Consider the following 11,712-nt stretch of genomic DNA (forward strand, 5'->3'; position numbering starts at 1 on the left):
GATGAATATCAGAGACTTGATTAAGTTATACGAGGAAAAAAGAAAGATCTACGGTGACGATACGTATCAATATATATCTAAATTGTTGAACGAAGCTAAGAAGATTCATCATGAAGATTGGTTAAAAAGCCCTACGCCAAGCGGTGATCATGAACAATCATGGAGAGCTTTCAAAGGGAAAAACTACGAAAAATTGGTCTTGTACATAATTAGAAAAGAAGTTGAAAATCTCGGATTAAGAATAGTAGGCGGTAACCGTCTTGAAAAAACCTTGAGCAGAAATCTTCCCACAGAACTCAACAGAGTAAAACGGAATCTATTGATTGACTATGGCGAGTTTGGTTCACACCTTCCAGACGTTGATCTTATTATCTATCAGCCCAAATCTTGCAGAGTGGTTGTGGTCATCTCCAGCAAAATAACTCTTCGTGAAAGAATCGCTCAGACGGGATATTGGAAGATCAAACTGTCAGATGACGATGTAACTAAGCACATAAAAGTATTTTTTGTTACTCCAGATGAAGATCGCACTCTATCTATTCGACAACCAGCAAAGAAGGGTAGAGCAATCGTTGAGATTGACACTGATGGAGCATATATTATGAGTGAAACACCAGTTGAAGAAAGCAACAAAGTGAAGATGTTCGATAAGTTCATTCCAGACTTGAGGAAATTGCTGGCAAGTTTTTAAATGTAGAAATGTTTGTCAGTTCAAATCCAAGCGTTTTAGATACACCTTATCACGGTTCCAATGAAGTTCTGCTGTTCATAGCATTTTACTGCTAACATAACCAGTACAAATGATTCTTCAAAGGTCCTTTTAAGCTCGATATTGATCCTAGGAGCTCCTTTAAGCAAAGGTGCAGACTTTGAAAATAAAATGCCAAATATGTGGAGTACAAGGTTATCTTCAGCACATTGGAAAGAATTACTACCGTGCGAAACATTACATTGGCTATATGAATGGTAAACCAGTCTTCAAGTATCATAGACAGGATCCAAGCTATGTTCATTCACTGTTGGGTAAAGAAATTGACCAATTTGATCAATGTAAACTTGACCAAAATCTTAAAGTCTGTGACTTCTCTAACGAAACTGAGTTAGGGGCGGGTAGCCTAGTTCGGATAGGGCGCAGGCCCCCTAAGCCTGTGGTCGTGGGTTCGAATCCCACCCCGCCCGTTCTGGACGAACCCCGATGGCTTTACTTGCGCTTCTGGAAGACCTTGTTTCCTTTATAGTTGCAAACATTATCAACCGATCTAAAGAGCCTTTGAGCGGTAGCTTTAAATATTTGTTTAGGAATTTGTTTTTCAGAGAGAAACAAAATGTCCCTCGATCAGAGAGCTCAGATACTTGAAGCTATTTCACCAGCAAGTTGTGGCATCAGAGAGGCGACTGAAAAATTGAGATGGGCTCCTTCACGTGTTATTAACCTATTAAGAAAGATGGAAGATGAAGGTCTCATTATGGAGATACAGAGTAATAGTACGTGCTCTTCTAAACGGGGCAGACCCAAAAAGATAATGGCATGTACACCTCTAGGCTCTGAATTTCTGGAAATCTATAGGAAACTAAAGATGAAGCCACTCAGAGCTAGAAAAGAAGATTTGGAAAACGCTGTAAAGGATGCATTGTATACTAAGAGGCTTGTTACAAATGGCCATTCACCCTTCAAACTTTTCATGGAGTTAAACAGTATTGCCCGCAATATTAAGATCTCTTCAGAGGCTTCTCAGTCTATTTGAGGATAAGAACATCCCATACATGATTATTGGTGGCTATGCTCTTCCGTTTTATGGAAGAATCAGAACAACAGTTGACCTCGATTTGGCTGTAGCAGTAGAAACTGAAGAAAGATTCAGAAGTCTCTCCGAATGGTTACGATCAATCGACTTCATTCCTACTGTCTCCTCCTATCTGAATCCTCTTCTTGTCATCTTGGATGTGAAAGAGAAAGTAGAGATTGAACTATGGCTAAAGCCAGATGGGATAGTTTTTGATGATGAAACGTTGAAGAGAAGAAGGAAAGCCAAATTGGATCCAAATGTTGAAGCATGGATAATTTCTCCAGAGGATTTTATAATAAACAAGTTGGCTAGACCTGATCGTGGCGTAAACGATGAACAAGATGTCAAAAGTGTGTTAGTCAGACAAGAAGGCAAATTAGATAAAGAGTACCTCAAGAGAAGGGCTGAAGATGTCGGAGTTCTCCAAGTTCTAAACAGAATTGAAGCTCAAGGAAGTTAGGTTTAGGTTTGCGAATGAATCAAGGATTCAGATCTTTAGAACCCACTCCAAGATTGCATCTAAGCTTTACGCATTCCCATTGTGAGTTTTTCGCTAGGCATCCAAAAACGTGGAAAATACATCTTGCTTATGATCACATCATGACAATCAACCCCGGCTAATTGACAGAGTTATAGTAGTATCCGCACCCAGAGGGATTTTCCTGAATCCGTATCTGGTATGTGGTTCGAACCGCGCTCCGCCTGCCACTGACGCACCCCGCATATCCTAATTTTTTTTCTAGGGGATCATTTGCGTTTGTGCACGCGCTGAAAATGCTTTAGTATTGCCTTGAATGTAATAGTGCGGAGATTCTAGTTTGAGGGAATACGATTTAATATCGATAGGTACAGGTTCAGCGATGAGTATTGTGGAATCTATGATACGTGAAAATCCGAAGTTGAAGGTTGCCGTTATAGACAAGGATGAACCTGGCGGTATATGTTTGACTCGGGGTTGTATCCCGTCTAAGCTGTTGCTATATCCCGCTGAGTTAGTTAGAATGATTGGTGGGGCGGGTGATTTGGGAATAGAAGTTGACATTAGAAAAGTAGACTTCAAAATGATCATGGAAAGGATGAGGGACATCATAAACAAGGACATAAATATGATACAACAAAGGCTTTCACATTCTGAAAATATTGACTACTATCCCACTGTGGCTGAATTTGTTGCACCATACACGCTGAAGGTTGGTGATGAAACCATAAAGTCAAAGATGATATTCCTGTGCACTGGTTCAAAACCCACAATACCTCCGATAAAAGGGTTGGAGAATGTAAGCTATCATACTAGTGATACAGTTCTCAAGATGAGTCAACTACCGAAAAGCATTGCCATAGTAGGGGGAGGATATATAGCCGCTGAATATGGCCGTTTCTTTTCAGCAATGGGCTCAGAAGTCACAATAATCGGTAGAAACCCCCAGTTCCTGCCAAAAGAAGAGCCAGAAGTTTCAACACTTGCCAAAAAAGAGTTACAAAAGCACATGACGGTTCTTACTAACCACGAGGTTCAAGAGGCAGAAGAGACATCTACGGGCGAGAAAAGACTCGTTGCTGTTAATAGGGAAAGCGGAGAGAGCGTCGTGATAACTGCGGATGAGTTGCTAATAGCAGCCGGAAGAGGACCAAACACAGACGTGCTCCATCCAGAAAAGGGAGGCGTGAAAACAGACAGGAAGGGATGGATTATTGTTAATGAATACTTGGAGACTTCGCAGCCAAATGTATGGGCTCTCGGTGACGCGAATGGCAAGTATCCCTTTAAGCATGTGACAAACTACGAAGCAAGAGTAGTTTACTATAATGCTGTTCTGAAAGAAGCGGTACAGGTCGATTATCATGCAGTGCCTCACGCTGTTTTCACCCATCCTGAGATTGCAGGCGTCGGACTAGGAGAGAAAGAAGCAATTGAGAAGCACGGTAAGGAAAACGTATTGATTGGATTTCATAGATATCAAGACACCGCCAAAGGAGAAGCCATGAACGTGAAAGACTACTTTGTCAAAGTTATAGTGGAGAAGAATACCATGAAGATCCTCGGGGCACATATAATCGGACCTTATGCATCTGTTCTCATACAGGAAATCATAAACCTAATGTTTACCTCTGCACAAGGTGCGGAGCCAATAATCAATGGAATGCACATTCACCCTGCTTTGAGTGAGGTTGTTGAGAGAGCCTTTGGTTCTCTGATGACACAAGAGCAGTATCACCAACTAATTGAACATCATCATTGACTATGTTAGTATATTCAGCCTAGTTCAGGCTTATTCTATATGAGCAACCATGGCGCTTGCAAACTAATCATCAAAAAAGGAACTATGCGGTAGATACCTTCACTGTGTTCATGGGTTCGAATCCAACCTTGCCGGCAACAGACCCAAAAAAAAGGGAGGGGGGAGGGGAGGGGGGGGTCTAGGCGTCCCACAGATCCATTGCATTATGCGCAAAAGAATGAGCCATTATTGTTTATGCGCGACTCTATTCTGCCTTGGTTGCCTGCATATAGAAGCTTTCAATGACTTTCGTAGGTTCAATTCTCAGGCATTGTATGACTTTGCGGCATCCAAAGCATTCATCTGGAAAAGGACTGCCTTTAGGCAATGTTGTTAGGTAGCCCACGTAATGGGCGCATTCCTTTTCTTCGACTTTATTCTCTGTTGGGAGTTTGGCTGGTGTTGCAGGTTTTTGAGGTTTTAAGGCCTTTCGGGGTTTTCTAGGTGCTTCTTTGGGGGTGATTCTTCTCATGTATGTTGACAGCTTTATTTCTGTGGATGGTTTGAGTTTCATAAGAAGTGTGAAGTATAGTGTTAAGGTTAGGGTAATTACTGCGAAAGGCACGTAGAAGGCTGCGTCGTATGGAAGCATTTTTGTCACTTCTCTTTTGAGGCTTGGTTAGTTATAGGTTTAATGATGGTAAAATCCTTAGGGCAAATCTGTAGTGTAGTGAGCATTTAGGTTATTTCAAATGTTATGATGCATTGAGAGTAAGTTGTCGTGCTTGAGGTGAGGATTTCAAGATAAACGTAAACGCAGGATGTTCCTGTGCTGTTTGCTCCTACAGTCATAGCTATGTAGATGGTTTCCGAGTCACCTAGATCATACCATGGTCCAGTTTGGTTGATGTATAATCCGTTTTGGATGTAGATTTGGCGTGATGTGCCGTCTGAGGAATTGTGGAAGTAGATGGTGCAGTTTTCTAAACGGTCAATGTTGGCTTCAGCGTATTTCTTCAGCCTAATCTCCCAAGACTCTGTAGTAGCAGTGTTGTTTACTCTAAGAACGTAGTCATAGGTCGTGCCAACATCTGACCAAACGTGTAAAAGTGTTGCATCTATGTTCCAGCTGTCTTGATTTGTGTCGCTGCTTTCTGTTCCACCCAGAAATCTTGCCGTGAAATCTTCGTTATTGAGCCAATCCGTTACTGAAACATTATTCCAGCTACTTGGTGTTAAGTTGTAAAGAAAATGCCAATCTGAAGTAGAAACGTTCCACGCATACACCATAATGTCTTCTGAACCACTGAACGCTCCAGTTTTTATGCATAATTCCTCGTATGTTTCGTCAAAGTCTACACTTGTCCATTGAACTTCTAAGTCAAGTTGGTAATTAGCTGCCCCCCCACTGCTGATTCCCAGTTTGACACAGTCCGCATAAACGTCACCAACTGCTCCAGCAGATTTGCCCTTCAAAACGATTGTAGCAGAGTTAATTTCTAAGGCGGTTGGCAAAGTCACGTTTAATAGTGCATCTTCGCCATCTTCTGTTTTTGTCATCCAGCTCCAATCAGTTGTGGCAGTGAATGTGACGGTCACTGTGGCTGTTGAATTAGATAATTCGACCACAATTTTTTCGTTTGTAGGTGATTTTTGATAGATACTAATGTTGACTGCATTTATAGTAGGGCTACCAACTAAATCATCGAACCCAAAACTTTCCCAGGATTTGCCTTGAGGAGTTGTTGTCACGTAACCATAATCAGTAGGCTCATTCTGCGTGCTTAACCAAGGATTCGAACCGACAGTAGTCCAATCCATTTGAGTTTCATCACAAGAATCAACGTATAGCCATGATGAAGCTGGACTGGAAGAAGAAGCTTCTGTCAAAGTGTCATTTATCCAATCTGGACCATGTTGTTGAGCCGTGAAGTTTGAATGTGTACCCTTGTCAGGGACGGAATCCACATTAGAGTCATTGTTATCAACAAAATCGTAGCCGTAGCCCGATACACTGACTTTTGCACTTGTCGAGTTCGTGTAGATTGTGCTTGTGCCAGCCGTACCTTCTTCAAGAATAACAGGCGGGGAACTAACCGTCATATAAGCTTGCATCAACAGAGAATAGTATGCGCTTCCCACCGCACTCTGCAGCGAGTAACCAAACAAAGCCAAGACAGTTAACACTAACCAAACCAAACATCGAATCCTTTTATGATCTAGACTTACCTTTACCCTACTCACAGATACTCTCCTCCAAGGATTAGAAAAAAAAAGGGGGGAGATTATTGCTCAATATCAATATTCATCTCGATTGTTGCAGTTTGACCAGATGTCGCAGTCGCGTTTGCCATTGTTTGAACAATGATCGCATATTCTGTGTCTGCACTAACCTGTGTGAAACTGGTTGTTGAAGGCGTGGTCCAGCTAGATCCATCTGACGTATAATTCAATGATATCGTAGCAGAGGTATTCAACGTAAAGCTAATGTACACAAAGTATGCAGCACTGCCAGACAGCGAAACAGGTGTTAACCTAACGTTGTAGTTCGTACTTGTATGGTTGTTCCTCACCCTGATTGCATCATCGTAAGTCATGGTCATGTTCGGATAAGCTTTGAGCTGAGTTAGCGTTGCACTCTTGTTGTTATTAAAGATGTTTACTCCTGCAGTGGAATTATCTGGACCTTCCACAAAGTATACATCGTTTGCGGCAGTAGTGATAGTTGACGTCATTTCCAACGAGTAATAGACGGCTGCGCTTGCAGAGATAACGAGCAAAGACATCAGCGTCAGAATCATCATCTTTACAGACTTGTTAAACACTCGACCCATTTCGATCTCACCTCCTTTTCCAATATTTTTTCACGATTTGCGGAGTCACGAACACGGATATTGAAAGCCCGAGAACTATTGCACTGAAAAGCATAGCTATCTGAAAGAGAAACGCTGCTGCCATTTCCATCGCATAGTTAAGAACGAAGAACCCTGAAATTAGAAACGTCGGAAACACCACGGCGCCAGAAAAAATCTTCGCAAGAGTCCATTGCTTCTTTATGGCTGCAAGATGTACATTGAGAGCAATAACGCTGGCTAAGGCAATGGCTAGGTAGAGGAAACTATACCAGAATCGCATATAACCTCCGGACAAGGTCATAAACTCTTTGCTCAATAGAAGATGGGCATAGCCCCCTATTGCCGCGGCCTGAAACAGGTAAGGTATTGTCTTAGGGAAATAATCATCTAGAAGACATGTCAATAGACTCATGGCTACGAAAACGTCGATACCAACGAAGAGGAAGAACTCCGGTAGCAAAGAGAAACTCATTTGATGCCCTCGAATTCAATGTCCAAATCAGAATCGAAGCATTATCTACTTAAGACATATGAATTGAAAATACGAATCAGTGTTACAATTGCGTCTTATTCAGCATATCATGAGAAAATTTAATTACAAGAAGCTTTTCGAGAACACAGTAAAATCCAAGTTTTTTCAATTCATGCGCGCATACGTCTCTATTCTCTTTCTAACTCCTTCGATTTGCATACTCTTTGGCGCGTTTGGCTTGGTCTTTCTAGATCTATTGCAATGGATTGTTGGCATAAATACGCTTTTTAGTTGGATGCTTGTTAATTGTCTTTTTTAACGCGCGATTTGCACTTCTTTGCGTGCGCTTAAGATATTCTATCAACGCGTTTACTGCGTCTACAGTTTCCTCTTCTTCAACAGTCGCAATATATTCGTTTGCTGCTTTAACTACGTCTCCCCTTTCTTCAGTAGTCAAGATTTGCGCGACTATAACACCTTCAAGCCATTTAGCGGCTGCAACCCGCCTATCCAAGTCTAAGCTTTCGATAACTTGCGCAATTTTCTTCAGAGATTCCTGACTGCGACTTTCAGTCATGCGCTTTCGTCTTCCTTTAAATCTATCTCTGAGCGATACAAATTTTAGCCTTGTGGATTCAGAATCAATATACGACCATACTGCCTATACAAATTGAAAAAAACGAGGTATGCGCGGTACATTTCTAATGTGGGGAGGATTCAAATCCCATTCCACCAGTGCTTTTAAGGTTTGTCTTCGTTTTCTATGAGCGAGCGCTAAGATTTAAAAATGGAAGCGGATATTCAAACCTGAGTTTGAGAGAGGTGTTTCAAGTGAAAGAAAGAAACGTCGCCATAGTTGCTGGAAGTACGAATGGCGGTGCTGGGAGAAGCATTGCTCTGGCTCTCGCGAGGGAAGGCTTCAACATCGTTATTAACAATAGAAAGGATGAAAAAGCAGCTTCAGAAGTTGCGCACTCAGTGCAAAAATATGGTGTTGAAGCATTGATAGTTCATGCAGACATCACCAATCCGCAACAAGTAGAAGCGCTTGTTAAAGAAACAGTTAACAAATTTGGTCGTGTCGATATTCTTGTGATTAACCCTGGAGGAGAATGGAAGCCTTGCGACCTAGTCGAAACCGACATAGAATCCGTGCGGGAGACGCTGGATGCTGAGACGATCAGCGTGTTCATCTGCTGCAAATACGTGCTACCCGTAATGAGAAAACAAAAATCCGGGCGCATAATACTCATTAGTATGGAGAATACGGATCTCCCAAATGTTCCTTCATGGGCTCCTTACGATTACATCCTAGGCAAATCAACTCGAACATATCTCGCAAGAGTAATTGGAGAAAGAGAAAAAGAACATGGAATAACTGTTAACGCTATTTGTCCAACAGCTTTTCCACACATTGCTGAAGAAGAAGCTGTTGCGATGAATGAACACCACAAGGCGTGGATCAACAGGAGAAAAACCATGCCACAAGATATCGCGGAAGCAGTAGTATATTTGACTTCAGAAGCAGGGCGCTTTGTTACTTGCAGCATCCTTCAGATAAGAGAGGTTAAACAAACGCAATAGATCTATGAACTCAAGCACACTGCAAAGAATCTTCAGCGCCAGAAAAAAGAGGGATTTACGTGGAATATCTCTACTGTGAGGAGGGCTTAAATCCACCCCACACTTCTTGACGAACGCAATGAGAAGCTGAATAAAATCTGCGATTATATCTCGGCTGCGTCAATGTACAATTTCCTTTCTCCAAGATCAGGGAATCGTTTTTGTTTCAGGGATTTAATGAAGAAGTGCAGTTTTATCTTGGTGTGCCTGAACTGTGAAAGAACAGCTGCAATTTGACTCTCTGGATCCACTGGCATATGTAGAAAGTTGATTTTATTCTCTAGAGCCATGTTGACTACATGTTTAATCAATTCTGTGATGCTTTCAGGGTCCTTGTAAGCCAGTGTAGTCAAGTTGTAGCTCGAGAGCGGCTCTCCTAGTTTGGGTATCTCAGGTATTTTGGTGAATAGCCCTACTAGTCTCATAAAAGATGTCTGAGCTTTCAGTCTCCAATTGAATTTCTGTATGATATATTTTCTTACCTTGTTGTAGTTCCAGTATCCTAAACAGGCTTTGATGCCCTCATTATCTTCATAAACAAAAATGTTGTGAAGATCGAAGTAGGGCAACCTTCTAACGTATCCTACAAAGTCTCTGGTTTGAAAAGGGGTGAAGAAGTTGTAATCGTGATACATCTCGTTAATCAGATTTGTTACCTTGTCAAGGTCGTTCTTCTCCATTTTCCTTATGTTCGTCTCTCTAGTGATTTTCTGTTTTCTGTAAACCATCAAAGAAAACGTTGTACAATCTTTTGCTCTCTTGAAACCCATTTTCGAAAACAAGTATATCGAAGGTAAGTTATCTTCGGTAATGTCTAGATATAATAAGTCAATGTTCTCGTCAAGTGCAACGTGTTCTATGTGCTTTTGCAGCTTTACTGCAACTCCTTTTCGTCTATAATGCGGATCAACTATGAATCCATACTCATAAGCTGTTTTAAATTGTCTACCTTCTACATAGGTACTACCGATTGCACATGCAGCAGAACCAACTATACTATTATCTTCAACAGCCACGAAAACACGCCAATCTTTAAAAGGCCTAGAACGGGCAAAGTAATCAGGTGAACTGTCGACACCAAGAACAAAATTAGTGCCTTGTGGACATTGTCTCTGAAGCTCAATGAGAACATCATTATCCTTTTCAATGGCCTCTCGAATTCTGATCACAATGCTCCCCTGACTTAGGACTTCTTACTGTTACCTCCGCTGGTATATACTAATTCATGTTTATGTATCCACACTAACAGGAATCCTCTTGAAGTAGAAAAAGAGCGAGTTAACGGGCATACATGCACATGAATAAAAATTCAAACTACTAATTATTGTTCTTAAATCGAGATAGATTCTTCAAAGTTAATGTTGATTGCTCTGAAGTTTAATGAAAAAATTAACCAGCAAGATCTAGAAGGTTTAGCTGAATTAATGACTGATGATTACACATTCATAGATAACTTCGGAGAAATCACTAAAGGTAAAGATGTTATGAAAGAGGGTTGGAGAGAGTTCTTCAAGAAGTATCCTGATTACCAAAACATATTCACCTGTGTAACAATCCAAAACAATGTTGTTGTAATGGTTGGTTATTCCACCTGCTCTTATAAACCACTTGACGGTCCAAACATATGGACTGCTAAAATAAGTGGTGGACGTATATCCGAATGGAGAGTATATTGGCTGGACCAAAGGTAAGAACAAGTTGAGGAAAAAAAGGGAAATGCGGGGGAAATTCGGGAGATATCTCCATTTGTCGCTGGTTTGTTCTAAAAGTCCATTAAGGTGCCGAGGGTCGGATTTGAACCAGCGACACATTCACTTCCTCTTCCTGAAGAACCTGAGATCTTCCATGTCGCAAGGGGTATCTCCACAGTGTATAAGGTTCAAATCGCTCTACAACTGAACAACATGATTCTCTTCAAAGTCAATCTCCAGATACACTGCCCCCGGTGACCAATCAGGTGTAGCATATAAACGCTGTCCATTGGGCGCGAACACGTATCCACCACCAGGAAAATCCTCGTCCACCGTACGACCCGCTTGTGTTGCCACGGCCACCCAGATACTGTATTTCTGGGCATATCGGCTCAGATATTTCTGGCACTCGCATTCCCACCACTCGAAGCCTGCCCGCCAATCTCGCGTGGCCTGATCACCATGTAGTCCCGGGGCAGCTACCTCAAAGACAATCTTTGCACCTTGACGGGCACACTCAGCGAAAACCTCGTGATTGCGGATATCAGCGCAGATTGCAATACCGAGGGGCAAGTCATCATGCTTAAAGATTGGTATCAAATCTCCAGGAGAAAACCACTCTGCCTCTTCTTCCACAATTCGCTTCTTGCGGTAGAAACCCAACAACTTTCCATTCCGAACCATCACCTGAGTGATGAAAGGTTTGCCATCTGGCTTCTCTTCAATCAATCCTGCAAGAACGGTAATCGACTTTCCACGAGTTAACTCCAGCAACCGACCCAGTTCCGGTCCATCCAAGTGTATGATTGCCTTCGGATACTTGGTGGGGTCAGCGTAACCTGTGATGCTCATCTCCGGGAAGCTGACAATGTCTAAGCCATAGGCGACGGCTTTATCCAAGTAGCGCGCTGTGCTTTTCAGATTCTCAGTAATTGCTGCTTTTTCACAGCGCATTTGAACTAAGCCAATCTTTACCATCCAATCATTCTACCCCTACCGAAAACTCTGACTAATAAATGAATGGTGAAAACGTATAAAAAATCTAGTTAGCGTCGAGAAAAGGGG

The 11,712-nt window shown here is 41.9% G+C and carries 13 protein-coding genes and 1 tRNA gene; 7 read left to right on the plus strand and 7 right to left on the minus strand.

Annotated elements, in window-relative coordinates:
- The first annotated feature begins 1 nt into the window (after position 1).
- The 5 genes from KAU88_01620 (at position 2) to KAU88_01640 (ending at position 4,027) form a co-directional block, all read left to right on the plus strand.
- Positions 2 to 691, plus strand: a complete 690-nt coding sequence (locus tag KAU88_01620) for a DNA modification methylase (protein MCK4477210.1) — start codon at positions 2 to 4, stop codon at positions 689 to 691.
- A 413-nt stretch (positions 692 to 1,104) separates the two neighbouring features.
- Positions 1,105 to 1,179, plus strand: a tRNA-Arg gene (locus KAU88_01625).
- A 146-nt stretch (positions 1,180 to 1,325) separates the two neighbouring features.
- Positions 1,326 to 1,745: a hypothetical protein gene (locus KAU88_01630; protein MCK4477211.1), complete on the plus strand. Its 420-nt coding sequence runs from the start codon at positions 1,326 to 1,328 to the stop codon at positions 1,743 to 1,745.
- On the plus strand, positions 1,699 to 2,247 hold the full coding sequence (locus KAU88_01635; protein ID MCK4477212.1) for a nucleotidyltransferase: 549 nt from the start codon (positions 1,699 to 1,701) through the stop codon (positions 2,245 to 2,247). The genes KAU88_01630 and KAU88_01635 overlap by 47 nt, the downstream gene beginning before the upstream one ends.
- 358 nt (positions 2,248 to 2,605) lie before the next feature.
- Positions 2,606 to 4,027 carry a dihydrolipoyl dehydrogenase gene (locus KAU88_01640; GenBank protein ID MCK4477213.1) on the plus strand — a complete coding sequence of 474 codons (1,422 nt, stop codon included), beginning with the start codon at positions 2,606 to 2,608 and terminating at the stop codon, positions 4,025 to 4,027.
- Between the two features lie 244 nt (positions 4,028 to 4,271).
- On the opposite strand, the gene KAU88_01645 is transcribed toward KAU88_01640, so the two are convergent.
- From KAU88_01645 to KAU88_01665, 5 genes are all read right to left on the minus strand, one after another.
- Positions 4,272 to 4,658, minus strand: a complete 387-nt coding sequence (locus KAU88_01645; GenBank protein ID MCK4477214.1) for a hypothetical protein — start codon at positions 4,656 to 4,658, stop codon at positions 4,272 to 4,274.
- Positions 4,659 to 4,744: 86 nt separating this feature from the next.
- Positions 4,745 to 6,250, minus strand: coding sequence for a hypothetical protein (locus KAU88_01650; protein MCK4477215.1), 1,506 nt, complete (start codon positions 6,248 to 6,250; stop codon positions 4,745 to 4,747).
- A 41-nt stretch (positions 6,251 to 6,291) separates the two neighbouring features.
- Positions 6,292 to 6,840 (minus strand): hypothetical protein, encoded by a 549-nt coding sequence (locus KAU88_01655; protein ID MCK4477216.1) that lies wholly within the window; start codon positions 6,838 to 6,840, stop codon positions 6,292 to 6,294.
- A 7-nt stretch (positions 6,841 to 6,847) separates the two neighbouring features.
- Positions 6,848 to 7,333 carry a hypothetical protein gene (locus tag KAU88_01660; GenBank protein ID MCK4477217.1) on the minus strand — a complete coding sequence of 162 codons (486 nt, stop codon included), beginning with the start codon at positions 7,331 to 7,333 and terminating at the stop codon, positions 6,848 to 6,850.
- A gap of 253 nt (positions 7,334 to 7,586) precedes the next feature.
- Positions 7,587 to 7,910: a hypothetical protein gene (locus tag KAU88_01665; GenBank protein ID MCK4477218.1), complete on the minus strand. Its 324-nt coding sequence runs from the start codon at positions 7,908 to 7,910 to the stop codon at positions 7,587 to 7,589.
- Positions 7,911 to 8,164: 254 nt separating this feature from the next.
- On the opposite strand from KAU88_01665, the gene KAU88_01670 reads away from it, so the two are divergent.
- Complete coding sequence (locus KAU88_01670; protein MCK4477219.1) at positions 8,165 to 8,917, plus strand: SDR family oxidoreductase; 753 nt, start codon at positions 8,165 to 8,167, stop codon at positions 8,915 to 8,917.
- A 143-nt stretch (positions 8,918 to 9,060) separates the two neighbouring features.
- Here the strand turns inward: KAU88_01670 and KAU88_01675 are convergent, their stop codons facing one another.
- Positions 9,061 to 10,125, minus strand: a complete 1,065-nt coding sequence (locus KAU88_01675; GenBank protein MCK4477220.1) for a GNAT family N-acetyltransferase — start codon at positions 10,123 to 10,125, stop codon at positions 9,061 to 9,063.
- 192 nt (positions 10,126 to 10,317) lie between these two features.
- Between KAU88_01675 and KAU88_01680 the strand changes: the two genes are divergently transcribed.
- Positions 10,318 to 10,647, plus strand: a complete 330-nt coding sequence (locus KAU88_01680; protein MCK4477221.1) for a nuclear transport factor 2 family protein — start codon at positions 10,318 to 10,320, stop codon at positions 10,645 to 10,647.
- A 198-nt stretch (positions 10,648 to 10,845) separates the two neighbouring features.
- Here KAU88_01680 and KAU88_01685 read toward each other — a convergent pair whose 3' ends face one another.
- A complete protein-coding gene (locus KAU88_01685) occupies positions 10,846 to 11,625 on the minus strand; it encodes a carbon-nitrogen hydrolase family protein (GenBank protein ID MCK4477222.1) in 780 nt (259 codons plus the stop codon).
- Positions 11,626 to 11,712: the final 87 nt, after the last annotated feature.

The organism is Candidatus Bathyarchaeota archaeon, from assembly GCA_023131225.1.
Taxonomy (GTDB): domain Archaea; phylum Thermoproteota; class Bathyarchaeia; order Bathyarchaeales; family SOJC01; genus JAGLZW01.